A 23,238-nucleotide genomic window follows, 5' to 3' on the forward strand; every position below is an offset into this window, starting at 1 on the left:
GACACACGACGCTCGGGGTTGGCTCCTCCATGGGACTGGTGGAGATCTCGCTGCTGGTGCGCTGGCTGCTGGGCTGGTTTCTCTGCCTGCGCATGCCGGTCCTGCCCGAGGCCTCCGGCGCCGCGGAGGCGCAGCCCCTGGAGGGGCAGCGCGCCGAGCCGCAGCTGTCGGTGCTGATTCCGGCCCGCAACGAGGCGGCCACCCTGCCGCACCTGCTGGCGGCCCTGGCCCAGCAGAGCCTGCGGCCCCTGGAGGTGATCGTGATCGACGACCACTCCAGCGACGCCACGGCCGCCGTGGCCAGCGGCGCCGGCGCGCGGGTGATCCAGGCCCCGCCGCTGCCGGCCGGCTGGTGCGGCAAGACCTGGGCACTGCACCAGGGCGTGCTCGCCAGCGGCGGCGAGTGCCTGGTGTTCCTCGATGCCGACACCGTGCCCGGCCCCCACTTCCTGGAGCAGCTGCTGGCCGCCCAGCAACGGCTGGGGGGCCTGGTGTCGGTGCAGCCGTTCCACCACACCGAGAAGCCCTATGAGCAGCTCTCGCTGCTGTTCAACCTGGTGGGCCTGATGGCGGTGCCCCTGGGGCCCAACGTGGGCGTGGCCTTCGGGCCGGCGATGGCCACCAGCCGCGCCGATTACCAGCGGAGCGGCGGCCACGCCGCCGTGGCGGGGCAGGTGGTGGAGGACTGGTTCCTGGCCCACCTCTACGAGCGGGCCGGCCTGCCGGTGAGCGCCTTCATCGGCCGGGGCCAGATCGAGTACCGCATGTACCCCGGCGGCCTGCGGGACATGGTGATCGGCTTCGGCAAGAACTTCGCCACCGCCGCCGCCGAGGTGCGCTGGCCCTGGCTGCTGGGGGTGCTGCTGTGGCTCTCGGGCCTGTTCTGGGCCGCCTGGTGCCTGCCGGCCGCCCTGCTGGGCTGGCCCCTGGTGGGCAACCCCGATCCCTGGCTGAACGCAGGGATCTACGGCGCCTTCGCCCTGCAGCTGGGGGTGCTGTCGCGGCGGGTGGGGGCCTTCGGCTGGATCAGCCTGGTGTTCCCGATCCCGGTGCTGTTCTTCCTGGGGGTGTTCGTGACGGCGATCCTCAACCTGGAGCGCGGCACGATCGAGTGGAAGGGCCGCCGCATCCCCACCCGCTGACGTCCGCCGCGGCGTAGGTCCAGTCGCTGAGCGGGGTGGGCCGGCCGAACAGGTAGCCCTGGCCCACCTGGCAGCCCATGGCCAGCAGGATCTGGCGCTGCTCCTCGGTCTCGATGCCCTCGGCCACCACCACCAGGCCCAGCTCCTTGAACACCCGCACGAAGCCGCGGATCAGGGTGGCGCAGCGGGGATCGTCGCCGATCTGGCGGATGTACGACTGATCCAGCTTGACGATGTCCACCGGCAGCTGGCTCAGCCAGGAGAGGCTGGAGTAGCCGGTGCCGAAGTCGTCGAGGGCGATGCAGACGCCCGCCTGCTTGAGGGCCGAGAGGTCGTGGAACGCCTGGGCGTGCTCCCGCAGCAGCACCGTCTCGGTCACTTCGATGCGCAGGCCGGCCAGATCCACGCCGGTGCGCTCCCGCTGCTCGAGCAGCTCCTGCACCAGGGTGCCCTTCTCCAGGTGATGGGGGCTCACGTTGATCGACAGCCGCCAGGGCCTGCCCTGGCGCTGCCACTCCCGCAGGGTGTCGATGGCGCAGGCGACCACCCAGCGCTCCATCGGCACGATCAGGCCGGTCCGCTCGGCCATGGGAATGAAGCGATCCGGCGGGATCAGGGCGCCGTCGGCCCCCTGCAGGCGCACCAGGGCCTCGGCCCCGAGGATCGCCCCGTCCTCCAGGTTCACGATCGGCTGGTAGTGCAGCAGCAGCCGGTCGTGGCGCAGGCCCTGCTCCAGCTGCTGGCGCAGGCCCACGCTCGCCTGCACCGCCTGATCCACATCGGCGTCGTAGACGGCTACCCCGTCGCGGCCGGCGAGCTTCACCTGATACATGGTGAGATCGGCGCGGCGCATCAGCTCCTCGGCCGAGGTGCGGCCGTGGGTGCACATCGCCACCCCCATGCTCATCGACAGCGACAGCTCCTCGCCGCCGTGGCACCAGGGCTCCACCAGGCTGTCCTGCAGGCGCTGGGCCAGCTGCACCGCATCGTCCTCGCTGGCCAGGGTGTCCACCAGCACCACGAACTCATCGCCCCCCAGGCGGGCCAGGGTGTCGTGGCTGCGCAGCACGGTCTGCAGGCGGTGCGTGACCTCCAGCAGCAGGGCATCGCCGGTGGCGTGGCCGTAGCGGTCGTTCACCTCCTTGAAGCGGTCGAGATCGCAGAAGAGCAGCGCCAGCAGGCCCGGCCGGCGCTGCAGCCGGGCCAGGGCCTGCTCGATCCGCTCGGCCAGGCCGCGGCGGTTGGGCAGGCCGGTGAGCGGATCGCAGAGGGCCTGCTGGGCGAGCGCCTGCTCGCCGGCCCGCCGATCCGACACATCCCGCTGCACCGACACCCAGTGGGTGAACCAGCCGTCGCTGTCGGCCAGCGGCGCCACCTTGAGCTCGATCCAGTAGGGGTTGCCGGCGCGGTCGTAGTTGAGCACCTCCATGGCGGGGGAGTCCCAGCGCCGCAGGGCCGCGCCGAAATCCGCCGTGACGGTGGGGTCGGTGTCGGGCCCCTGGAACAGGCGAGGACTGCGGCCCAGCAGCTGCTCGCGGCTGAAGCCCGTGTCGCGCAGCAGGGTCTCGTTGGCGTACACAATCACCGGGCCTGGCCGCTCCGTGGGCTCGGCCAGGGTGATCAGCACGGCGTCCTGGATCGTGTTGAGCAGGCCCTCGAACAGCTGCAGCCGCGAGTCGGCGCTGGCCTCGGCCGCCGGCTGGGCCAGCAGTCCCACGCCCACGCCATCATCGGTGCGGAACAGGCGCAGGTGCAGCGGGCCCTGGGGCGAGGGGAGCTCCAGGTCCAGGGGCCCCTGCTCCAGAGCGTCGCGGTGCCTGGCGATCAGCTCAGCCAGCTCCGGCCACACCGCCGGCAGGGCGGCCTGTTCCAGAGGGGCCGCACGGCTGCCGAGCAGCGACCGGGCGGTGCGATCCACGTGCAGCACCACCAGGGCCTCTGACACCAGCACCAGGCCGTCGCCCGGCAGCAGCAGGAAGCCGTGGCGGGAGGGGTCCCAGGCGCTGCGGGTGGGGGTGGGCTCCTGTAAGTCGCCCTGGGGATCGGGGGAGTGTGGGGCCAGCAGGGAGTGGGGGAGTGGGGGAGTGGGGAAGTGGGGGAGTGGGGCCGACCTTGGCCGGCACGACTCCCCCGAGGCGTTCAGGGATTCTCAGGCCTGGACGGCTGGGCCCGCTCAAGCCGGAGCGCCGCCCTAGGGACGGGCTGCGACGGCACCGGCGCCCACGGCCGGCGCTCCATTCACCGCCACCGGGATGCTGGGCACCGGGAAGCCGTGGCGACCGAGGACGTCCACGATCAGGCGGTTGGTGTCGAAGTAGACCTGCCAGTAGTGGTCGGTGTGGGTGTAAGGGCGCACGGCCAGGCGCGGGCCGCGCTCGCTGAACTCCAGGATCTCCACATCAGCGGGATGTCCCTCGGCCTGGTTGGGGACCGACTTGAGGGCCTCCTTCAGCAGGGCGATGGCCTGGGGCACGTCGGCCTTGTTGTCGAGCTGGGCCACCAGATCCACCCGGCGGAAGGAGTGCACCGAATAGTTCTGGATGTTGTCGCCGAACAGCTTGCCGTTGGGAATGATGTTGCGCACGTTGTCCATCGAGAGGATCGAACTGACAAACATGCCGATTTCCTCAACTGTGCCGGTGACGCCGCCGGCGGTGATGAAGTCGCCCACGCTGAAGGGCCGGAACACCTGCAGGAACACGCCCGCCGCGAAGTTGCCGAGCATGCCGCTCCAGGCGGCGCCGATGGCCACGCCGGCACCGGCCAGCAGGGCGGCGAAGCTGGCGGTCTGGATGCCGAAGAAGCCCAGGATCGCCACCACGAGGATCACCCGCAGCACCGCCCCCAGCACGTTCAGCAGGTAGCTGATGACGGTGGCATCGAGGCTGCTGTGGACCAGGCTGCGGCGCAGGATGCGCAGGGCGAACTGAATCAGCCAGCCCCCCACGATCCAGAGGGCGATCGCCCCCACCAGTTTGAAGATGAAGGGAACGACCGTGTTGGCCACGATCGCGGGCGCGCTTTCCAGCACAGAGGATTCCGCTTGGGGTCGGGGTATCTGAACCGTTGCCACCGGACCTTGTCAACTCAACCTCAAGGGACCCTGACTGGTGTATCGCCGCAGCGGGCCTCCCTAGGATCAATGGTGGCGTTGCGGCGCCGGTGCCTGCCTGCCTCCACGTCCTTGCTGCGCCCTCGCCCATGGCTGATCTCAAGCGCCTGGCTCTGCTGCAACCCCAGCCAGTGAGGGGGCCCCTGGCTGCCGCCTGGGGCTGGGGGCTGGCGTCTGCCCTGCCGCTGCTGGGTCTGACCGCGGTGCTGGCGCCCCAGCCGGCCCGCGCCGGCCTGGGGGAGACGGTGCAGCAGTGGATCGATCGGCCGGGCTACCAGCGCAGCCAGTGCCTGGCCCTGCAGGAGGGCCGCCTCAGCTACCAGAGCGGCCTGGCGAAGCTGGGGATCGAGCCCAGCACCCGGGCCAACGCCAGCCTCTATGCGCTCTGCCGCGAGGTGGGGGCCCCCTTCTTCGCCAGCGGCAACTAGCGGCTGCGCTCCAGCGGCACCACCGCCATGCCCACCGGCGTGAGGGCGATCAGCGCCAGCTTGAGGTGCTGGATGCCGAAGGGGATGCCGATGATCGTCACGAAGCAGGCCAGGGCGGAGCTGAGGTGGCCGATCGCCAGCCACCAGCCGGCCAGCAGAAACCAGATCACGTTGCCCACCAGGCCCAGGGGACCGGTGCCCAGGTCGCCGCGGCCGGTGAGCTCACGGCGGCTCACCGCCTCCTGGCCGAAGGGCCAGAAGGAGAAGTTGCCGATCACGAAACAGGCCCGGGCCCAGGGCAGACCCACGATCGTGATGGCGGCCACCAGCCCGGCCAGCCACCAGCCCAGGCCCATCACCAGACCGCCGCAGACGAACCAGATGACGTTGGCCAGGAAGCGGAGCATGGGTCGCGGCCGGGGCCATCGCTGGACCGCAGCGTAGGGGCGCCGGACACCCGCCCATGCAAAAACCGCCTGCGGGAGCGGAGCTCCTGCAGGCGGTCTAGGGGGCTGAGCAAGTCAGCCCAGGGGACGGATTCAGCCGAGGCCGATCTGGGTGAGGATGCCCTGGCCGGTCAGCAGTTCGGTGCCCAGGCCGATCACGAAGCCGAGCATGGCGAGGCGGCCGTTCCAGGTCTCGGCGAAGGCCACGAAACCGAAGCGGGAGGCGGAGGAGTCAGCCATGGGGGAGGCGAGTTACGAAACTTGAACCGAGCGTAACACCCTGTTAAGCGGGCAGGCTGTGTCGGTCGATGCCACTGGGCCCTGGCCCTGGCCTGGGTGTGGGCCTGGGCCTAGACGCTGAGCAACGGGGCCACGCCGGCCGTCGCGGCCTGGCTAACCGTCGGGGAGCCCCGGTGCGCCATTGACCCAGCTTCATGGGGCAATGCAACGACTGGTATGGCTCCGTGACAGGGGCATTCCCCGCCGGTGGGGCCTGGCTATCCAGGCAGTGGAGAGCCCAGCCACCCCCGGCGGGCCACGGGAGATGCGCCATGGCACCAGGCCCTACCAGCAACCGCTCCAGCGGTTCCCTGGCGAGCAGTCCCCGGGCCGGCGGCATGCCCGCCGGCGGCGCGCCGGCCAACGGCAACCGCGCCAGCGGCACGCGCTCCAACGGCGAGCGCAGCAGCGGCGGCCATGGCCGCGGCCTCGACCTGGACGTCGACGCCAGCGGCGGCCAGCCCAGCCGCCGCGGCAGCCAGGAGATCGTGGAGGCGGCCACCCGCTATTTCGAGGCCCACTACGGCGAGCCGATCGCCACCGGCGACGTGGCCCGGCACCTGGGCATTTCCGAGGGCTGCCTGGCCAGCAGCTTCGATCAGTGCCGGCGCCGCACGCCCTTCGAGGCCCTGGAGAGCTTCCGGCTGGGCCAGCTGTTCCAGCGGGTGCGGGAGCACCCCACCGACTCCCTGGCGACCCAGGTGCGCCAGTGCGGCCTGCCGGCGCTGGCCCGCACCGATCGGCTGTTCGAGGCCAGCTTCGGCATCGGCCTGGCCCCGTTCCGCCACACCAGCCGCCGCGCCGCCGAAGACCGGGCCTTCCGGATCGCCCATCCCGGCCCTGAGGATCTGGTGGTGCCCCCGGACGGCGCCCGCCGCGGCGGGGATCAGGCCACCCCGTTGGCGCGGAACCAGGCCAGCAGCCGCTGCCAGCCCTCGGCGGCCTCCCTGGCGCGGAAGCTGGGGCGGTAGTCGGCGTGGAAGCCGTGGGGCGCGTCGGGGAACACCACGATCGCGCTGCGGCTGCCAGCGGCCTTGAGGGCCTGCTGCATGCGCGTCACCGACTCCAAGGGGATGCCGTCGTCCTGGCCGCCGTAGAGACCCAGCACCGGAGCCTGGAGGCGGGCCGCCAGATCGAGGGGATCGCTGGGCCGCAGGGCTGAGGTGGTGCCCACCAGCCGCCCATACCAGGCCACCCCGGCCTTGAGCCTGGGGTTGTGGGCCGCGTAGAGCCAGGTGATCCGCCCGCCCCAGCAGAAGCCCGTGATGCCGAGCCGACTGGTGTCGCCGCCCCCCTGGCGGCCGGCCCAGGCCACGCTGGCATCGAGATCCTGGAGCACCTGGGCATCGGGCACCTGGACCACCAACGGCATGATCGCCTCGATGCTGGGGAGGGCGCTCACGTCGCCCTGGCGCTCGAACAGGCTGGGGGCGATGGCCAGGTAGCCGGCGCGGGCCAGACGGCGGCAGACATCCTGGATGTGGGCGTGGACGCCAAAGATCTCCTGCACCACCAGCACCACGGGGACCGTGGCGTTGCCGGCCGGCCGGGCCCGGTAGGCGGGAATGGAGCGATCCCCCACCGGGATCGCCACGAAGCCGGCCGTGAGGCCCTGCGCCGGCGTGGTGATCGTGGCGGCGGCGATGGGCCGCGCCGCCAGGGCGAAGCCAGCACCGAGGCCACCGAACAACAGCTCGCGGCGGCCCAGGGTCAGGGGCGACGAGGGGTCGTGGGGCATGGCGGCTCGCCCGCGCGGCGGCGCGGGGCGGACGGGATGGAGCGCGGATGGTAGATGTCCAACCGGATGGCAGCAGCGGCGCACCGCCCGGCGGGGCTGACGCGGCTGCAGCCCCTCAGGCGGCGAGGGCCCGCCAGGCCGGCAGCAGGGCACCCGGCACCCGGCGGGGCCGGTAGTCGCGCGGGTCGCTGGGGCCGTGACGCAGCACCGCATTCACCACCACCGCCGCTGTGCGGCCAAGGTTGATGGCGCCATGGGGCACGCCCGGGGGGATGCACACCCAGGTGGCCTCGTCCTCCCGCAGGCGGATGCGGCGCAGCTGGCGGTCCTCCAGCACCACCAGGTCGATGGCGCCGCGCAGCACCATCAATTGATCGGTCTGGCGGCGGTGGCAGAACAGCTCACAGGAGCGGTCCGGCGAGATTTCGGCGATCAGGGTCTCGTCGCTGGGGCGGGGGGCCGAAAACAGGGCATGGCCCGACCTGGAGCGCTCCAGCGGCACGATCTCAACCCGACGGGGGCGGGCCATGGCATCCGTGACAAGTGGGTGAACATTCGCGACGAAATCCAGCGGCAGGCGTGCGAACCGTTACCCATCGGCTCCGCCTGTCAGGACATCCACGTGAGGGTGGCGAAGCCTCTGCAGGCCCCCTGGCGCGACCGGCCCCCGCGCCCTCCGCCCGCCAGCGGACCCGCGGGTGAGCGACCAATGGCGCTGAAAATCCTTCTAGTGTCGAAGAGCTGCCAGCCAGGGCGCTCGCCGCCCGCCGACGCCGATGCGGTTGCCGTGGGCGGTGCTGTTGCTCACCCTGCTGGGGGGCCGCTACCTGGGCTGGCGCCTGGGCAGCACCCTCAACCTCGACGGCCCCCTGGCCGCGGCCCTGAGCCTGACCATGCTGCTGGCGGAGCTGGCGCTGCTGGCCACGGCCTTCCTGCAGCTCTGGTTCACCCTGGCGCCCGATCCGGGCATCGCCGCCCTCACCGAGCGGGCCGCCACCGCCCTGGAGCAACGCCGACGCCGGGATCCCTCCACGCTGCCGGCGGTGGATGTGCTCGTGCCCAGCTACGGCGAACCGCGGGAGCTGATCGGCCGCTGCCTGCGCGGTTGCCTGGCCATCGACTACCCCAACCACGTCGTGTGGCTGCTGGATGACAGCGGCCGGCCCGAGCTGGAGCAGCTCTGCACCGCCCTAGGCTGCCGCTACCTGGGCCGCGAGCAGCGCCAGCACGCCAAGGCCGGCAACCTCAACCACGCCCTGCCCCAGCTCCAGGGCGACCTGCTGGCGGTGTTCGACGCCGACGTGGTGCCCCAGAGCAACTTCCTGGCCCGCACCGCCGGGCTGTTCGCCGACCCGGCCGTGGGCTTCGTGCAGACGCCCCAGAGCTACATGAACGCCGATCCGGTGATCCGCAACCTGCGGCTCGAGCGCTGGCTGATGCCCGACGAGGAGACCTTCTACCGCTGGGTGGAACCGGTGCGCCAGGGGCTGAATGCGGTGGTGTGCGCCGGCACCTCCTTCGTGATGCGCCGCTCGGCCCTGCTGCAGGTGGGGGGCTTCGAGACCGGCACCCCCTCGGAGGACCTAGCCACCGGCATCCGCCTCGCGGCCGCCGGCTACCGCAACCTGTTCGTGGGCGAAAAACTCAGCGCGGGGCTGGCCCCCTTCACCCTGGCGGCGATGGCGCGGCAGCGCTGCCGCTGGGCCAGCGGCACCCTGCAGACCCTGCGCACCGGCGCGAGTCCGTTCACGATTCCCGGCCTGAGCCCGCTGCAGCGCCTGGCCTTCCTGGAGGGAATCCTGCACTGGTGCAACGTGCTGGCCCAGCTGCTGTTGCTGCTACTGCCCCTGAGCATCGGCGTGCTGGGGGTGGCCCCGCTGCGGGTGAGCGGTGAGGGCCTGCTGCTCTACGCGCTGCCTTTCTACGGAGCCCAGCTGCTGCTGGCCCGCTGGTTCAGCGGCCAGGCCCGCACGGCCCTGCTGCCGGAGCTCTACCGCTGGGTGTTCCTGGTGCCCCTGGCCGCCGCGGTGCTGGCCACGCTGCTGGGCAGGCCCCAGCGCTTCCGGGTCACCCCCAAGGCCCCGACCGCCGGCCGCCGGCTCGGCGCCGAGCCGCGGCTGCTGCTGCCCCTGCTGGCGATGCTCAGCCTGCAGGTGGTGGGCCTGCTGAACCTGCTGCCCCGGAGCGGCCTGGCGCTGGCACCGATCTCCACGGCCACCCTGGCCCTGGCCCTGGTGGGGGCCGGCTGCAACGGGCTGCTGCTGCTGCTGGCGATCCGCACCTGCTGGGACCGCGGCGGCGGCGACGGCACCCCCTGGTTCGCCGTGGACCGGCCCGGCGCGCTGCAGGCCGCGGCGGGAGAGCCCGAGCGGCCGGTGCGGGTGCGGGCGATCAGCGCCGCGGGGGTGGAGCTGGAGCTGGTCGCGGTGGTCCAGGGACGGCAGCCATCCGCAAAGGGTTCTGGACCCGAGGGCTTCCAGGCCAGTCCGCTCACCGCACCGCTGGCGATCACACTGCCGGGCCAGACCGCCCCCCTGCCCCTGCGGCTGGCGGCCATGCGGGGCGAACGCCTCGGGGCCGTCTGGGGCGAGCTCAGCGCCGAGCAGCGGACCCAGCTGGAGCGCCAGCTCTATCGGCAGCCCGGGCTGTGGCCCCGGCGCCGGGCTCCGTTCGAGCCCCTGGCCCTGCTGGCGGTGCTGCGACGGCTGCTGCAGCCGATCCCACCGGAGGACTGGTTTGCCCGCAGCCTGCTGCCCCAGGCCAGCGCCGCTGACCGCGCCCGATCCCCCAGCCAGGCCCCGGCCAGCGGAGCGGCACCCCGATGACAAAGCACGCCAGCTGGGATGACAAGCCCAGGGGCCCTGGCAACAGTGCGGTGTCGCCCTTGCCCCCACGGGGATTCCACCAAGAACGCCTACATCGAGGCCTGGAAGCGCTCCTTCGACTACACGGGCCGCAGCAGCCGCCCCGACTACTGGCTGTTCGAGCTGGTGAACATCATCGTGATCGTGGTGCTGGCCGTGATCGCGGGCAAGGTGGAGGCGATCCAGCCCCTGGTCACGCTCTACACCGTGGCCCAGATCGTGCCGCACCTGCCCGTGACCGTGCGGCGCCTGCGCGATGCCGGCAAGGAATGGCCCTGGATCTTCATCGGCCTGGTGCCCGTGATCGGCGGCATCTGGCTGATCGTGCTGCTGGTCATGCCCACGGTTGCTGGCTGATCACTGGCTGGCACATCAGTGGCGGGCTGATCAGCTCGAGGCCGAGGTGTAGAAGCGCAGGGCAAAGCGCCAGAAGGCCCGGCTGAGCAGCAGGAAACCCACCGCCACCCCGAGGCTGGCCAGGGCCCAGGGGCCGCTGACGCGGCCCAGCACCGCCTCGGCCGGCACCGTGGTGAGGAACGCCACCGGCAGCACCAGGGTGAACAGGGTGCGCAGCCCCGCCGGATAGGCCGTGATCGGGTAACGCCCCGCCGCCAGGGCGGCCCGCAGCACCTCCGTGGCGTTCCAGGTCTTGACGAACCAGATGCTGGTGGTGGCCAGCAGAAACCAGAGGGCGTAGAGGATCACCGTGCTGGAGAGCACCAGCACGGCCACCAGCGCCAGCGTCGCCCCATCCAGGCGCGCACCGGCCTTCAGCCCCGCCCCGAGCATCAGCGCCAGTCCCACAGCGATCTCGGGCAGGCCGGCCGGCGACACGGTGCGGGCCGAGAGCCAGAACTGGCTGTCGATCGGCTTGAGCAGCACGAAATCGAGGGCGCCCTCCTGCACGTGGGTCACGATGCGGCTGAGGTTGGGCCGCAGCAGGGTGCTGGAGACCCCATCCAGCAGGGTGTAGACCCCCAGCACCACCATGGCCTCCGGCCAGCTCCAGCCCCCCAGGCCCGTGCCGGCGCCACCGCTGGCGTTGCCGTAGAAGAGCGACAGCACGAACAGGCTGCCGGCCAGGTTGCCGGCCATGGCCAGCAGTTCGATCAGCAGGTTGAGCTGATACTCCAGCTGACCGGCCAGGGCCGTGCCCCAGAACCGGCGCAGGGTGCGGGCGTAACGGCGCCAGTCGCTCGCCATCAGGCCCCCATCGCCGTGTAGCGGCGCACGCCGGCGCGCCAGGCCAGGGCCGTGAGCGGCAGCAGCAGCGCGATCCAGCCCGCCATGGCGACGAAGCTGGAGGCGATCGGCACGTCGAGGCCCGCCAGCAGCTGGGCCGGGAAGCCGATCATGTAGGGGAACGGCGTGAGAGAGGCTGCCTGGCGCACGCCCGGCGGGAACGCGGCCAGGGGGGCCACCAGGCCCGAGAGAAACAGGTAGGGGATGAACAGCAGCCGTTCGAGGGCCTGGGCCCGCTCACTCCAGAAGCAGAGGATCGCGATCAGGCTCTGCAGCAGGAAGTGGATCGCAAAGGCCATCCAGATCGCCGGCAGCGCCAGCAGGAGGCGTCCCGGCGCGGGCAGGGCGAAGGCGGCGGGCTGCAGCAGGAAGAACAGGCCCGCGATCACCGCCACGAACGGCAGGCGCGTGGCCTGCTCGGCGAGGTGGGCGGCCACGTAGCGCCACAGGGGCTGGAGCGGCTGCAGCAGGTAGGGGGAGAGGCGTCCCGCCACGCTGTCCTCCTCAAAGGCCCACACCACCCACACCACGGTGAACTGACGGGCGATGAAGGCCCCCAGGAAGTAGCGGGCCAGCTCGGCCTGGCTCAGGCCCAGCCCCAGGCCGGCGGCGCCGCCAGCCCCCGCCAGGGCCGCGCTCCAGACCCCCAGCATGATGAAGGGCAGCACCCCCGACAGCGCCCACAGGGCGATCTCGGCGCGGTACTCGAGCATGTAGGCGTATTGCGTCACCAGCAGCGCCCGGGCGATGCGCAGGCCTCGGGCCAGTTCAGGGGCCAGGCCCCTGGGCCAGCGCCTGTTCACGCCACCACCCCCTGGCGGAACAGCCGGCCGATCAGCTCCTCGATCGGCGGATCGCTCACCTCCAGATCCAGCACGGGCAGCTCGTTGAGCAGGCGGGCCACGGCCTCGGTGAGCCGTTGCCGCGGAATCAGCAACCGCACCGCGGCGCCGTCCAGGCTCTCCAGCTCGCCATAGGGGAGGAACGTCTCAGCGGGCAGGGGCTGGGCCAGCTCCAGCCGCACCTGGCGCCAGGGAGCCAACTGCTCGCTCAGCCCGGCCAGCCGCCCGTCGTAGAAGAGCCGGCCCCCGTGGATCAGCAGCACCCGCGGGCACAGGGCCGTGATGTCGGCCATGTAGTGGCTGGTGAGCAGCACGGTAGCGCCGGTGCGGCGGTTGTAGTCGACCAGGAACTGGCGCACCCGGGCCTGGGCGTTCACATCCAGACCCAGGCTGGGTTCGTCGAGGAACAGGACCGCCGGCCGGTGCAGCAGGGCCGCCATCAGCTCGGCCTTCATCCGCTGGCCCAGCGACAGCTTGCGCACCGGCCGGGTGAGCTCCTCGCCCAGCTCCAGCATCTCGGCCAGTTCGTCAATCCGGCGCCTGGCCTCGGCGTCGTCCAGGCCGTAGACGGCGGCGTTGACCCGAAGGGAGTCGAGGGGGGGCAGATCCCAGATCAGCTGCTGCTTCTGCCCCATCACCAGGGTGATCGCCGTGAGGAAGCCGCGCTGGCGCCGGTGGGGCGTGTAGCCCGCCACCGTGGCCGATCCGGCCGTGGGGTGGATCAGGCCGGTGAGCATCTTGAGGGTGGTGGTCTTGCCGGCTCCATTGGGCCCGAGGAAGCCCACGATCTCGCCGGGCTGGATCGTGAAGCTCACGTCGGTCACCGCGGGCACATCGCGGTGGCGACGCCGCAGGAAATGGCGCAGGGTGCCGCCAAGGCCCGGCTGCTTGTCGGCCACCCGGTAGGTCTTGCCGAGGCCGCGGGCCACCACGATCGGCTCCAAGGGGGTCTGGGGCACGGGCGGGCGCGGCGCTGAGGGCACAGTTCCCAGCATCCCCTGCCCGTGGGGGAAGCCGCCGGCGCTCGCCGGCTGCGGCACCGCGGACCAGGAGCCAGGGCCCGAAACCCTGCCTAGCGTCCAGGCAGCGAGCCCGGCCGCACCGATGGAGATCAACCGCCCCAGTGCCAGGCCCCTGACTCCGGAGGAGCAGGTGGTGTTTGAGGAGTTCCGCCAGACGCTGCACCAGAAGGTCCTGGCCGGTGGCCTCCACGGCGACGACATCCGCCAGCTGGTAGCCGGCATCCGTGCCCATCCCGACGCCAGCGAGACGATCGTGGCCGCCGTGGCGGAGGAGGTGCGCAGCCTCGGCCAGCCCCTGGTGGATCTGCGCTGGGACTGAGCACCGCCGGCCGGGCCGACCTCAGGGGCCCTGGAAGAAGCCCCGGCTGTTGAGCCACGCCAGCACCAGGGCCCCGGGCAGGAACACGGCCGCCAGGATCTGCAGCCGCAGCCGCAGTCCCGAGTCCGGATCGGCGCCGCCCGCCGCAGCGGATCCCGTGGCAGAACCAGGCTCGCCAGGCGAGCGATGCCGAACCTTCTTGCGGCGGGCCTTGGCGGCCATGGGCGGGGGGCGATGGGGGGGCGGGGGTCCAGTGTCCAACGCCGCGCGCCATCCTGGGGCGACCCACGCGGCCCTGGGGCCGCCGCGCCACCCCACGCCCCCCTGCCACCGCCGCCATGACCGGAAACCTCGCTGCCATCGGCTTCATGGTCAGCTGGGTGCTGGGCTGGGGCATCGGGGGCTCCCTGATCGATGCGGGCCTGATCCAGGCCGGCGTGTACAGCTTGGAAACGGGCCAGCTGGGCACGGCCACCACCTTCGCCGCCTGGACCCTGGCCTGGGGCGGCTTCGGCTGGTGGCTGTACGGCCGCTTCACCCGGCCCAACCCACCGGGCGCCTGAACCACTGCCAACATGCAGGCCCCTGCCGCAGCCCCGTGAGCGAGTCCGCTGCCCCCACCGCCCCGGAGGCCCCCGGCGGCGCGGCCAGCGACCTGGTGGCCATCGCCGAGGGATTCGCCCTGCCGGCCCCGGTGGCCGCGGTGGAGCCCCTGGGCCAGGGCAACGTCAACGACACCTACCTGGTGAGCCTGCGGGGCGAGGGCCAGCCGCGCTTCGTGCTGCAGCGGCTGAACACGCGGGTGTTCCGCCGGCCCGAGCTGGTGATGGGCAACATCAGCGCCGTGGCCCGCCACGTGCAGCGGCGCCTGGGCCAGGAACCGTCCCAGCCGGGACGGCTCCCCTGGCAGGTGCCCCAGGTGGTGCCGGCCCGCGGCGGCACCACGCCCTGGCTGGTGCGGGACGAGGCGTTCTGGCGCACCCTCAGCTTCATCGAGGACAGCCGCAGCCACGAGACGATCACGGATCTGGAGCACGCCCGCGAGATCGGCTACGGCCTGGGCCGCTTCCACAGCCTGATCAGCGACCTGCCCGCCGCCGAGCTGGCCGACACCCTGGAGGGCTTTCACATCACCCCCGCCTATCTGGCCGACTACCAGCGGGTGCTGGCGGAGAACACGGCGGCGAGCACGGCGGAGCGCAGCGCCGAGGCGGAGCACTGCATCGCCTTCGTGCAGCAGCGCCAAGGCCTGGCCCCGGTGCTGGAAGAGGCCCGCGCCGCCGGACGGCTGCAGCTGCGGCCGATCCACGGCGACCCCAAGATCAACAACCTGCTGATGGCCAGCGGCAGCGGCCAGGCCATCGCCCTGGTGGATCTCGACACGGTCAAGCCCGGCCTGGTGCACTACGACATCGGCGACTGCCTGCGCTCTGCCTGCAACCGCCTCGGCGAGGAGACCCGCGACTGGCAGGCCGTGCAGTTCGACCTGGAGCTGGCCGAGGCCCTGCTGGAGGGCTACCTCGGCCAGGCCCGGGCCTTCCTCACCTCCGACGACTTCGCCCACATCGCCGACGCGATCCGCCTGATCCCCTTTGAGCTGGGCCTGCGCTTCCTCACCGACCACCTGGCCGGCGACGTGTATTTCAAGGTGAGCCATCCGGGCCACAACCTCGAGCGGGCCCTGGTGCAGTTCCAGCTCACCCACAGCATCGAAACCCAGCTGCCGGCGATCCGGGCGATCGTGGAGCGGCTGCAGGCCGAGGTGGCGCCATGAGCGGGACATCCGGGACGACGCCTCCAGCACCAGGGACTCCCCGGAGCTTCCGCCTGGTGCCCTTTGATCCCGCCGCCGCGCCGGCCGGGGTGCAGCTGGAGGGGGAGCTGCAGCGAACCGACAACCGCCTGCACCTGCGCTACCGCCTGGCGGATCCCAGCGGCGCCATCCGGATTCCCTCAGCGGACCCCACCCCCGCCCGCCGCGACGGGCTCTGGAGCCGCACCTGCCTGGAGCTGTTTCTGGCGGTGCCCGGCGAAGCGGCCTACTGGGAGTTCAACCTCTCCCCCTCCGGCGACTGGAACGTCTACCGGCTCAGGGGCTACCGCCAGGGGCTGGCGCCGGAGCCGACCGTTGTGGCCCTGCCCTTTGCGGTGGCGCGCCGCGGGGATGGCCTGGAGCTGGAGCTGGCGTTCGAGCTGGCGCCCCTGGTGGCGGACGATCAGCCGATGCAGGTGGCCGTCACGGCGGTGCTGGAGACGCACGCCCCGGCTGGCGGCACCGACGCGGGGCCCCTTTCTTACTGGGCCCTGGGCCATCCGGGCCCCGAGGCGGACTTCCACGACCGGGCCGGCTTCCTGCTGCGGATCTGAGCCCCACCCCGTACGCTGCCCCCCGACGCAAGCGGCAGCCCTGTGGCGAACGACGAATCCAGCAGAGCAGAGGAACTGAAGGGCCTGGGCTGGTCCGCCGAGGACGTGCGCCGCTACGAAGAGCTCTGGGAATACCGCCAACGCTGGGGCGCCATCAACCTGGAGCGGGAGGACCGGCTGTTCCTGCGCAAGGCGGAAGCCGCCCTGCCCAAGCGCCTCAGCGGCAAGGCCGCCGCCCGCAAGAGCACCCAGGACAAGTCGTACTACCGCTGGCTGCAGCTGTTCCTGGACGCCATGGTCGCCGGGCCCGAGGCGGAGCTGGCGGACGGCGAGATCGGCGCCTGGCGCCTCCTGCTGGAGGAGGAGCTGCGCGCCCTCGACTACTACGAGCCGGTGCTGGGCCTGCCCGACACCCTCAAGGCCAAGACCTTCGGCCCCACCCGCGAGGCCTGGATCCAGGAGGCCGCGGCCCAGGGCCGCACCCTCGCCTTCGACTTCGCCGCCGTTCTGGAGCAGCACAAGGCCAAGGAGACCAGCAACTGGAAGCCCCTGCGCGAGTCGGCCCCGGAGGACACCAGCTATCCGGTGCTCGAGGGCGCCGCGGCCGAGGCCTTCCGCGCCAAGGTGCGGCAGGCGGTGCTGGAGCTCACCCGCAGCACCTTCCCCTCCCTGGCAGACACGGACAAGCCCGCCCCCGCCGACGACTGGCAGCGGGGCTGAGGCTCCTCCTTCAGGCCGCCCGCTCGCCCGCCAGCAGCAGGTCGCGGGCGGCGTTGATGGCCTGCATGGTGCCGTGGTGACCGCCGCGGTCGGGGTGGTGCTCGGCCGCCGCCTGCTTGAAGGCCCGGTTCACCGCCAGCGGGCTGAGCCGGCCGGCCAGGGCCAGCCCCAGCCGGTGGCGGGCCTGGATCGCCTCCAGGTCGGGGCTGCGGCCCAGGGGCCCGCGATCGGCGGCCGTCAGGCCCGTGCCGCGGCGCTTGCGGCCCTTGCCAGAGCCCTTGCCGGTGGCCTTGCCGAAGCCGCGGCTGGCGGATTCGGCGGCCTCCGCCTGGCGGCGGGAGTGGGCGGCAGCCGGCGGCGCCACCAGGCTCGCCACCCGCTCGGCGGCCAGGTCAACGGGTCGGTCCAGGGGGCGGTGCTGGAGGGTCTGGGGCATCACTTCGGGGCCGCGGTCATCCCCCCAGCCTCTCCCATGGCCGAGCGGGGCAATCACGATGGCAGGGACTCCCTGCGGCCCCGCGCCCCTGCGCCGATGCCCAACCTCTGGTCCAGCTGGCCGATCTGGGCCGTGCTGGCAGCCCTGTTCGCGGCCGTCACCGCCCTGCTGGCCAAGCTGGGGGTGGAGGGCATCCCCAGCAACCTGGCCACCCTGCTGCGCACCGTGGTGGTGCTGGCGCTGCTGGCCGGCATCGTGGCGGTGCGGGGGGAGTGGCAGCCCCTGGCGGCGTTACCGCAGCGCAGCCTGGTGTTTCTGCTGCTCTCGGGCCTGGCCACGGGCATCTCGTGGCTCTGCTACTTCCGGGCCCTGGCGTTGGGCCCCGTGTCGCGGGTGGCCCCGATCGACAAGCTCAGCGTGGTGATCGTGGCGGTGCTGGGGGTGCTGCTGCTGGGCGAATCCCTGGATCCCCGCCACTGGCTGGGGGTGGCGTTGATGGCGGTGGGGGCGGTACTGCTGGCGCTGCGGTGAGACCCAGCGGCGGCCATCCCCATCCCCGGCGATAGCCCAGGGGGCGATCCTGAACTACAGAGCAGCCCTCGAATCAGGGCGACGGCCAGCTCCCCATGGTTGACGCTTGCAGTGCGCCAGATCCTCCGCAATTGAGGGCGATTCGATAGGCTCTGCCGGTCAGTCATTCCACTGCGATCCATGCTCACAGGCTCCGATCTGCTCGCCAAGGTGAAGGATTTAGGCGATGCCGGCAAAAGCGAGCTCGTGCGCAGCTGCGGCTACGTGTCCACCAAGAAAGACGGCAGCGAACGGCTGAACTTCACGGCCTTCTATGAAGCTCTGCTGGAGGCCAAGGGCCTCAGCCTCGGCGGCGATGGCGCCAGCCGCGGCAAGGGCGGTCGCAAGCTCAGCTACGTGGCCACGGTGCAGGGCAACGGCAACCTGCTGATCGGCAAGGCCTACACCGCCCTGCTGGATCTCAAGCCCGGCGATGAATTCGAAATCAAGCTGGGCCGCAAGCAGATCCGCCTGATCCCCGCCGGCAGCACCGAAGACGAGGAGGAGTGATCCGCCGCCGCGGCGGGCGCTACCCCCACCCGCCCGGCCACCAGACTGGGGGCTGAGCCCGTCGGCACCTCCGGCGCTCCCCCAGGACCACCGCCATGTGCTTCTCCAGCACCGCCAGCTTCACGGCGGCGGTGGTCCTTGGGCCCCTCGGCCTGCTGGCCGTCCGCCAGGCCCGGCGCAGCGGCCAGGAGGGGAGCCTGCCCCTGGCCCTCACGCCCTTGCTGTTCGCCGTTCAGCAGGCCAGCGAGGGGGTTCTCTGGCTGCGCCTGGAGAACCCCGCCCTCAGCGCCGCCACTGACAGCGGCGCTGGCGCCCTCACCCGGGCCGCAGCGCTGCTGTTTCTGTTCTTTGCCTATGGGCTCTGGCCGGCCTGGATGCCCTGGGTGGCCCTGCGCTTCCTGGATTCCCGCCTGGAGCCCTGGAGGCGCCAGGTGTTCAAGGGGCTGGGCCTGCTGGGCCTGCTGCTCGGCCTGGGGCTCTGGTTGCCCCTGGCGATCGATCCCGATCGCCTCGAACTGCTGGTGGTGAATGGATCGATCCATTACGCCCCCACCCTCCTGGCCAGCGGCGTGATCAGCCATGGCCTGGGCACCAGCCTTTACGCCCTGCTCGTGAGCCTGCCCCTACTGCTGGGACCCTCGCCGCGACTGCGGGTCTGCGGCGTGCTGCTGCTGCTGGCCTTCGCCCTCGCCCAGCTCGCCTACCTCTACGCCTTCACCTCGGTGTGGTGCTACTTCGCCGCGCTGCTCTCGGCCCTGGTGCTGTGGGTGGTGGCGGAGCCGGTCGGCTCACCGCTCACACCACGGCCCCGAACAGCCGGCCCACCGCCGCGGTGACCCCCATGGCCAGGGCGCCCCAGATCAGCAGCCGCAGCGAGGCCCGCAGCGCCGAGGCCCCACCGGCCCGGGCCGAGACCGCACCGAACAGCGCCAGGGCCAGCAGCCCGCTCACGGTGGTGCTGCGGGCCAGGTGCTGGGAACCGGCCACCAGCAGCGTGGCCAGGGGCACGCAGGCCCCCACCGTGAAGCTGGCGGCCGAGGCCAGGGCCGCCTGCACGGGTCGGGCCCGGAGAATCTCGTTGAGGCCCAGTTCATCGCGGGCATGGGCGCCGAGGGCATCGCGCTGGGTGAGCTGCTCCGCCACCGCCAGCGCCAGGTCGTGGTCGAGGCCGCGGGCCTCGTAGATCTCCACCAGCTCCGCCAGTTCCCCCGCCGGGTCGGTGGCGAGCTCATGCCGTTCCTTGGCCAGATCGGCCCCCTCCGTGTCGGCCTGGGTCTGCACCGACACGTATTCCCCCGCCGCCATCGACAGGGCCCCGGCGGCCGTGGCGGCGATGGCCGAGAGCAGCACCGCCTCGCGGCTCGCCCCGGAGGCGGCGATGCCCACCACCAGGCTCGACACCGAAATGGTGCCGTCGTTGGCGCCGAGCACCGCGGCCCGCAGCCAGCCGATCCGGTGGCTGTTGTGGCGCTCGGCATGGCGCTCGGCCAGGCGCCGCCGCCGGCGCCGGTCGGGGGGATCGCTGCTCGCGGGCATGGCAGGGGTGGGAGGCCTGGTACCCCCATCGTGCCGCGACCCAGGGCACCAGCCTCCCCGCGCGGCTCCCCGTTGGCTGGCAGGCCTGGAGGTCCCTAGCCTGCGGCGGTGAAGTTCCCCGATCGGCCGTCACCGTCGCTGCCGCTCCTGGCCGGCGCCGTGGTCCTGGTGGGCCTGCTGGCCGCGGGCCTGGCGCGCTTCAGGGCCCCGGGAAACCCGCTGGCACAGACCCCCGGGCAGCCAGCCAAACCGCACACCGCCCAGTCCCCGGGCTCGGATCCGGCGGGCTCCACCGCTCCCCAGGACGAGCTGCGCGGCACGTTGTTTCTGGCCATCGGCATCCACACCACCCAGGGCCTGACCAGCGCGATGCTGGAGGAGCAGAAGCGCCAGAGCACGGCGCTGGTTCGGGCGTTCCGCCAGCTCCATCCCGGCGTCACGGTCTCGGTGGCCGTGTACCGGGAGGACCAGCTGGATCGGGAACTGGGCGCGCGCCACGCCGCCGGCTTCGGGCCCGATCTGATGCTGGTGAATGGCAGCACAGCCCACAACCTGGAACGCCTGGGCCTGGCGCGTCCCAGGCGCTTCCCGAACCCGGTGACGCGCCAGCTGACCCCGTCGGTGCTGCGGCGGGCCCAGCTGCCGGATGGATCCCTGGTGGGCATGCCGGTGTTCCAGCAGCCCCAGCTGGCCTGCTTCAACCGCCGCCGGCTTCCAAGCAGCCCCAGCGATCTGGCCGGACTGCTGCGGGCCAGCGGCCAGGACGTGGAGGTGGGCCTGGCCCTGACCCCCGGGGAGCTGTTCTGGACCGCCGGCAGCCTCGGCGCCGCCCCGGCCATCCAGCGGGCCGCCGAGGGCCAGCGGCTCAGCAGCGGTGATCACCGGGCCATCCTCGGCTGGCTGCGCTGGCTGCAGGCGGCCAACCTGCAGGAGCGGGTCAACTACTTCCCCGACGATGAGGCCCTGATCCGGGGGATGGTCGCCGGGCGGCTCGACTGGATCCCCTGCCGCAGCGCCAGCCTGTCGCGGCTACGCCACAGCCTGGGCGACCAGCTGGGGGTGGCATCCCTGCCCGGCGGTCCCGGCGGCGAACCCACCCCGATCAACCGCCTGCGGATGCTGGCCTTCGGGGTGGATTCGAGCCCCGCGCAGCGCCGCCTCGCCGACGCCCTGGCCCGCTTCAGCATCAACCCCCTGATCCAGCGCGAACTCACGGTCTCCACCCAGGAGGTGTTGCCCGTGAACCGCTACGTGCCCGCACCGGTGGCCAGTTCGGCGGTGCTCGCTGCCCTGGTGGCGGCCCAGCGCCAGGGGGAAGTCAGCAACCGGATCGCCCACGAGCTGCCGGCCAGTGATTCCCGCTTTCCGCAACTGCTGCGGGAACTGGTGCGGCTGGTGTTCGGCGAGACCACCCCCGAGCAGGCCACCGACGCGCTGATCGCCCTGATGAGGCCGTCGCCATGATCGAGCTGCTGGATCGGATTCTGGGCTGGTTCGGCTACCTGCAGCGGGGGCCGGTGCTGCTGCAGCTGCTGGTGGTGGTCCTGCCGCTGCTGGTGGGCGCCCGGCTGCGCCGGCCCCGGGGCCGCTGGTCTGCCCTGCTGCCGCTGGCGGTGATCGGCCTGGGCATCGGCGCCCTGGCCCTGGCCCGCCAGCCGGTGGGCCTGGCGCTGTTCCTGGCGGAGCTGGTGGCCGGCTGGCAGGCCCTGGGCTGGCTGCACCGGCTGCTGGGACGGGTGATCGAACCGAAGGCGCTGCAGCTGCTGGAGAGCCGCCTGATCCGACCGGGGTTCCTTCTGGTGGCGGGGCTGGCCCTGATCGAGAAGATCGACAACCTCGCCGACCTGGGGGTGACCCCCGTGGGTCGCTGGTTCGGGGCCGAGGTGAACCTGGGGGATCTGGGTGGTGCCCTGCTGATCGTCTACGTGCTGGTGATGGGATCGGGGCCGCCGGCGGCGGGGGCGGCCTGGCTGGTGCAGAAGGGCGTGGGCCTCACGGACGGCAGCCGCCGCGCCCTGCAGCTGATGCTCCGCTACGTGGTGATCGGCCTGGGCATCCTCTGGGCCCTCGATCACATCGGCTTCAACACCACGGCGATCCTGGCGGTGGCGGGCGGCCTGTCGGTGGGCCTGGGCTTCGGCATCAAGGAGGTGTTCTCCAACTTCATCAGCGGCCTGTGGCTGCTGTTCGAGGGCTCGGTGCGGCCGGGCGAGGTGCTCTTCATCGACGGCGATCCCTGTGAGGTGCGCAGCCTGGGCCTGCGGGCCGCCGTGCTCTGGCGCGACCGTGACAACGCCGAGCTGGTGATCCCCAACCAGACCTTCTTCACCGCCACCACCACCACCTATACCGGCAGCGACCGGCTGCGCCGCAGCCAGATCAGCGTGGGCGCCTCCTACCGCCACGACCCCCGGCAGGTGATGGCGCTGCTGGAGGCCACGGCCCTGGCCACGCCGCGGGTGCTGGCCGAGCCGGCCCCGAAGGCGCTGCTGCTGGCCTACGGCGATTCGGCGGTGGAGTATGCGCTGCGCTTCTGGATCGCCAACCCGATGGACAACGTCTCGATCTGCAGCGACGTGAATGCCGCCGTGTGGCACACCTTCACCGAGCAGGGCATCGAGATCCCCTACCCCCAGCAGGTGGTTCATGAGGCCTGAGCCGATGCCACCGACTCCAGACCAACCCACCTCCCCGCGCGGCGATGGCCAGCGCCGGGAACCCGGACCGCCGCCCTGCCGGCCCCTGGCGGAACTGCCGGCCCTGCCGCCGCTGCGGCTGGCGGTGGTGGGACATGTGGAGGTGGTGAGCTTCGTGGGCGTTCCCGCGCTGCCGGCGGCGGGCGAGATCCAGCGGGCCAGCTGGTTTCTGGAGCAGGCGGCCGGCGGCGGGGCCGTGGTGGCGGCCCAGATGGCCAGGCTCACCGGCCAGCGGGTGTCCTTCTTCACCGCCCTGGGGCGCGACGCCCTGGGCGAGCGGGCCGCCGCCGAGCTGGAGGCGCTGGGGCTGGAGCTGCACGTGGCCTGGCGCGAGGCCCCCACGCGGCGGGGCGTGAGCTTCGTGGATGGGGCGGGGGAGCGCACGATCACCGTGATCGGCGAACGGCTGGCGCCGGCGGCAGCCGATCCGCTGCCCTGGCAGCAGCTGGCGGACTGCGATGGGGTCTTCGTGACCGCCAGCGATGCCGAGGGCCTGCGCCTGGCCCGGCGGGCGCGGCGACTGGCGGCCACGCCGCGGGTGCGCCTGCCCGTGCTGCGCGACTCCGGCGTGCGCCTGGATGCCCTGATCGGCAGCGGCCTCGATCCGGCGGAGCGGGTGGAGCCCGAGGACCTGGCGGTGGCGCCGGCCCTGCGCATCGCCACCGCGGGCGCCGCCGGCGGGCTGGTGGAACCGGGCGGGCGCTTCCTGGCCCCGGCGCTGACCACGCCGGCCCTCGATGCCTACGGCGCCGGCGACTCCTTCGCGGCCGGCGTGACCGCCGGGCTTGCCGCCGGCTGGGACCTGGCGGACAGCCTCAGCCTCGGCTGCCATTGCGGCGCCGCCTGCGTGACGGCCCGGGGCGCCTATGCCGGCCAGCTGCGGCTGCCCCCCGAGACTGGCCGCTAAACCCGAGGGCCGATCGGGCGGCTAACCGGCCGGCACCCGACCGCCGCCCGATTAGCTTCATA

At 72.4% G+C, this 23,238-nt stretch carries 28 protein-coding genes; 16 read left to right on the top strand and 12 right to left on the bottom strand.

Going from position 1 to position 23,238, the window contains the following annotated elements:
• Positions 1 to 29 precede the first annotated feature (29 nt).
• A complete protein-coding gene (locus ACLV7J_RS05145; protein ID WP_411868047.1) occupies positions 30 to 1,142 on the top strand; it encodes a glycosyltransferase in 1,113 nt (370 codons plus the stop codon).
• Here the strand turns inward: ACLV7J_RS05145 and ACLV7J_RS05150 are convergent.
• Together ACLV7J_RS05150 and ACLV7J_RS05155 are read right to left on the bottom strand one after the other, a co-directional pair.
• Positions 1,087 to 3,093: a putative bifunctional diguanylate cyclase/phosphodiesterase gene (locus ACLV7J_RS05150; protein ID WP_411868048.1), complete on the bottom strand. Its 2,007-nt coding sequence runs from the start codon at positions 3,091 to 3,093 to the stop codon at positions 1,087 to 1,089. The genes ACLV7J_RS05145 and ACLV7J_RS05150 overlap by 56 nt on opposite strands.
• Positions 3,094 to 3,333: 240 nt before the next feature.
• Positions 3,334 to 4,173 (bottom strand): mechanosensitive ion channel family protein, encoded by an 840-nt coding sequence (locus ACLV7J_RS05155; RefSeq protein WP_411868049.1) that lies wholly within the window; start codon positions 4,171 to 4,173, stop codon positions 3,334 to 3,336.
• A 170-nt stretch (positions 4,174 to 4,343) separates the two neighbouring features.
• Between ACLV7J_RS05155 and ACLV7J_RS05160 the strand changes: the two genes are divergently transcribed.
• Positions 4,344 to 4,682 carry a hypothetical protein gene (locus ACLV7J_RS05160; RefSeq protein WP_411868050.1) on the top strand — a complete coding sequence of 113 codons (339 nt, stop codon included), beginning with the start codon at positions 4,344 to 4,346 and terminating at the stop codon, positions 4,680 to 4,682.
• Here the strand turns inward: ACLV7J_RS05160 and ACLV7J_RS05165 are convergent.
• Together ACLV7J_RS05165 and ACLV7J_RS05170 are read right to left on the bottom strand one after the other, a co-directional pair.
• The gene (locus ACLV7J_RS05165) at positions 4,679 to 5,089 is read right to left on the bottom strand and encodes a YccF domain-containing protein (protein WP_411868051.1); all 411 of its coding nucleotides are present in this window, start codon (positions 5,087 to 5,089) and stop codon (positions 4,679 to 4,681) included. The two genes, ACLV7J_RS05160 and ACLV7J_RS05165, sit on opposite strands and share 4 nt — an antisense overlap.
• A 132-nt stretch (positions 5,090 to 5,221) precedes the next feature.
• Positions 5,222 to 5,368 (bottom strand): chlorophyll a/b-binding protein, encoded by a 147-nt coding sequence (locus tag ACLV7J_RS05170; protein ID WP_411868052.1) that lies wholly within the window; start codon positions 5,366 to 5,368, stop codon positions 5,222 to 5,224.
• 311 nt (positions 5,369 to 5,679) lie between these two features.
• Here ACLV7J_RS05170 and ACLV7J_RS05175 point away from each other — a divergent pair, with 311 nt between their 5' ends.
• Positions 5,680 to 6,378 (top strand): hypothetical protein, encoded by a 699-nt coding sequence (locus ACLV7J_RS05175; protein ID WP_411868053.1) that lies wholly within the window; start codon positions 5,680 to 5,682, stop codon positions 6,376 to 6,378.
• Here the strand turns inward: ACLV7J_RS05175 and ACLV7J_RS05180 are convergent.
• Positions 6,294 to 7,145 (bottom strand): dienelactone hydrolase family protein, encoded by an 852-nt coding sequence (locus tag ACLV7J_RS05180; RefSeq protein WP_411868054.1) that lies wholly within the window; start codon positions 7,143 to 7,145, stop codon positions 6,294 to 6,296. The genes ACLV7J_RS05175 and ACLV7J_RS05180 overlap by 85 nt on opposite strands.
• Before the next feature lie 115 nt (positions 7,146 to 7,260).
• Positions 7,261 to 7,674 carry a cupin domain-containing protein gene (locus tag ACLV7J_RS05185; RefSeq protein ID WP_411868055.1) on the bottom strand — a complete coding sequence of 138 codons (414 nt, stop codon included), beginning with the start codon at positions 7,672 to 7,674 and terminating at the stop codon, positions 7,261 to 7,263.
• 247 nt (positions 7,675 to 7,921) lie between these two features.
• On the opposite strand from ACLV7J_RS05185, the gene ACLV7J_RS05190 reads away from it, so the two are divergent.
• Together ACLV7J_RS05190 and ACLV7J_RS05195 are read left to right on the top strand one after the other, a co-directional pair.
• Positions 7,922 to 9,970 (top strand): glycosyltransferase, encoded by a 2,049-nt coding sequence (locus ACLV7J_RS05190; protein ID WP_411868056.1) that lies wholly within the window; start codon positions 7,922 to 7,924, stop codon positions 9,968 to 9,970.
• Positions 9,971 to 10,015: 45 nt separating this feature from the next.
• Positions 10,016 to 10,366: a DUF805 domain-containing protein gene (locus tag ACLV7J_RS05195; RefSeq protein ID WP_411868057.1), complete on the top strand. Its 351-nt coding sequence runs from the start codon at positions 10,016 to 10,018 to the stop codon at positions 10,364 to 10,366.
• Between the two features lie 30 nt (positions 10,367 to 10,396).
• Here the strand turns inward: ACLV7J_RS05195 and ACLV7J_RS05200 are convergent, their stop codons facing one another.
• From ACLV7J_RS05200 to ACLV7J_RS05210, 3 genes are all read right to left on the bottom strand, one after another.
• Complete coding sequence (locus ACLV7J_RS05200) at positions 10,397 to 11,212, bottom strand: ABC transporter permease (protein ID WP_411868058.1); 816 nt, start codon at positions 11,210 to 11,212, stop codon at positions 10,397 to 10,399.
• Positions 11,212 to 11,964, bottom strand: a complete 753-nt coding sequence (locus ACLV7J_RS05205; RefSeq protein ID WP_411868172.1) for an ABC transporter permease — start codon at positions 11,962 to 11,964, stop codon at positions 11,212 to 11,214. The genes ACLV7J_RS05200 and ACLV7J_RS05205 overlap by 1 nt, the downstream gene beginning before the upstream one ends.
• A gap of 86 nt (positions 11,965 to 12,050) precedes the next feature.
• Positions 12,051 to 13,088, bottom strand: coding sequence for an ATP-binding cassette domain-containing protein (locus ACLV7J_RS05210; RefSeq protein ID WP_411868059.1), 1,038 nt, complete (start codon positions 13,086 to 13,088; stop codon positions 12,051 to 12,053).
• A gap of 109 nt (positions 13,089 to 13,197) precedes the next feature.
• Here ACLV7J_RS05210 and ACLV7J_RS05215 point away from each other — a divergent pair, with 109 nt between their 5' ends.
• Positions 13,198 to 13,434, top strand: coding sequence for a hypothetical protein (locus tag ACLV7J_RS05215; protein ID WP_411868060.1), 237 nt, complete (start codon positions 13,198 to 13,200; stop codon positions 13,432 to 13,434).
• Between the two features lie 21 nt (positions 13,435 to 13,455).
• Here the strand turns inward: ACLV7J_RS05215 and ACLV7J_RS05220 are convergent, their stop codons facing one another.
• On the bottom strand, positions 13,456 to 13,656 hold the full coding sequence (locus ACLV7J_RS05220) for a hypothetical protein (RefSeq protein WP_411868061.1): 201 nt from the start codon (positions 13,654 to 13,656) through the stop codon (positions 13,456 to 13,458).
• A gap of 116 nt (positions 13,657 to 13,772) precedes the next feature.
• On the opposite strand from ACLV7J_RS05220, the gene ACLV7J_RS05225 reads away from it, so the two are divergent.
• From ACLV7J_RS05225 to ACLV7J_RS05240, 4 genes are read left to right on the top strand one after another with little or no spacing between them, the layout of a single operon-like run.
• Positions 13,773 to 13,997 carry a hypothetical protein gene (locus tag ACLV7J_RS05225; protein ID WP_411868062.1) on the top strand — a complete coding sequence of 75 codons (225 nt, stop codon included), beginning with the start codon at positions 13,773 to 13,775 and terminating at the stop codon, positions 13,995 to 13,997.
• 35 nt (positions 13,998 to 14,032) lie between these two features.
• Complete coding sequence (locus tag ACLV7J_RS05230) at positions 14,033 to 15,208, top strand: phosphotransferase enzyme family protein (protein WP_411868063.1); 1,176 nt, start codon at positions 14,033 to 14,035, stop codon at positions 15,206 to 15,208.
• Between the two features lie 56 nt (positions 15,209 to 15,264).
• On the top strand, positions 15,265 to 15,801 hold the full coding sequence (locus tag ACLV7J_RS05235) for a DOMON-like domain-containing protein (RefSeq protein ID WP_411868064.1): 537 nt from the start codon (positions 15,265 to 15,267) through the stop codon (positions 15,799 to 15,801).
• A 42-nt stretch (positions 15,802 to 15,843) separates the two neighbouring features.
• Positions 15,844 to 16,521 (top strand): hypothetical protein, encoded by a 678-nt coding sequence (locus tag ACLV7J_RS05240; RefSeq protein WP_411868065.1) that lies wholly within the window; start codon positions 15,844 to 15,846, stop codon positions 16,519 to 16,521.
• Positions 16,522 to 16,531: 10 nt separating this feature from the next.
• Here ACLV7J_RS05240 and ACLV7J_RS05245 read toward each other — a convergent pair whose 3' ends face one another.
• Entirely contained in the window at positions 16,532 to 16,957 is a 426-nt protein-coding gene (locus tag ACLV7J_RS05245) for a molecular chaperone DnaJ (protein WP_411868066.1), read from the bottom strand.
• Between the two features lie 96 nt (positions 16,958 to 17,053).
• On the opposite strand from ACLV7J_RS05245, the gene ACLV7J_RS05250 reads away from it, so the two are divergent.
• The 3 genes from ACLV7J_RS05250 to ACLV7J_RS05260 all read left to right on the top strand — a co-directional run bounded on the left by ACLV7J_RS05250 (position 17,054) and on the right by ACLV7J_RS05260 (position 18,873).
• Positions 17,054 to 17,488: an EamA family transporter gene (locus ACLV7J_RS05250; RefSeq protein WP_411868067.1), complete on the top strand. Its 435-nt coding sequence runs from the start codon at positions 17,054 to 17,056 to the stop codon at positions 17,486 to 17,488.
• A 180-nt stretch (positions 17,489 to 17,668) separates the two neighbouring features.
• Positions 17,669 to 18,037: an AbrB family transcriptional regulator gene (locus ACLV7J_RS05255; RefSeq protein ID WP_411868068.1), complete on the top strand. Its 369-nt coding sequence runs from the start codon at positions 17,669 to 17,671 to the stop codon at positions 18,035 to 18,037.
• Between the two features lie 95 nt (positions 18,038 to 18,132).
• On the top strand, positions 18,133 to 18,873 hold the full coding sequence (locus ACLV7J_RS05260) for a hypothetical protein (protein ID WP_411868069.1): 741 nt from the start codon (positions 18,133 to 18,135) through the stop codon (positions 18,871 to 18,873).
• Here ACLV7J_RS05260 and ACLV7J_RS05265 read toward each other — a convergent pair.
• Positions 18,833 to 19,573 (bottom strand): VIT family protein, encoded by a 741-nt coding sequence (locus ACLV7J_RS05265; RefSeq protein ID WP_411868070.1) that lies wholly within the window; start codon positions 19,571 to 19,573, stop codon positions 18,833 to 18,835. The two genes, ACLV7J_RS05260 and ACLV7J_RS05265, sit on opposite strands and share 41 nt — an antisense overlap.
• A 108-nt stretch (positions 19,574 to 19,681) precedes the next feature.
• Between ACLV7J_RS05265 and ACLV7J_RS05270 the strand changes: the two genes are divergently transcribed.
• From ACLV7J_RS05270 to ACLV7J_RS05280, 3 genes are read left to right on the top strand one after another with little or no spacing between them, the layout of a single operon-like run.
• Positions 19,682 to 21,037 carry an extracellular solute-binding protein gene (locus tag ACLV7J_RS05270; protein WP_411868071.1) on the top strand — a complete coding sequence of 452 codons (1,356 nt, stop codon included), beginning with the start codon at positions 19,682 to 19,684 and terminating at the stop codon, positions 21,035 to 21,037.
• Complete coding sequence (locus ACLV7J_RS05275; RefSeq protein ID WP_411868072.1) at positions 21,034 to 22,230, top strand: mechanosensitive ion channel family protein; 1,197 nt, start codon at positions 21,034 to 21,036, stop codon at positions 22,228 to 22,230. The genes ACLV7J_RS05270 and ACLV7J_RS05275 overlap by 4 nt, the downstream gene beginning before the upstream one ends.
• Positions 22,231 to 22,234: 4 nt before the next feature.
• Positions 22,235 to 23,176 carry a PfkB family carbohydrate kinase gene (locus ACLV7J_RS05280; protein ID WP_411868073.1) on the top strand — a complete coding sequence of 314 codons (942 nt, stop codon included), beginning with the start codon at positions 22,235 to 22,237 and terminating at the stop codon, positions 23,174 to 23,176.
• Positions 23,177 to 23,238: the final 62 nt, after the last annotated feature.

Origin of the sequence: Vulcanococcus limneticus LL, from assembly GCF_943369875.1 — a bacterium.
In the GTDB taxonomy this organism is placed as follows: Bacteria; Cyanobacteriota; Cyanobacteriia; order PCC-6307; family Cyanobiaceae; genus Vulcanococcus; species Vulcanococcus limneticus_A.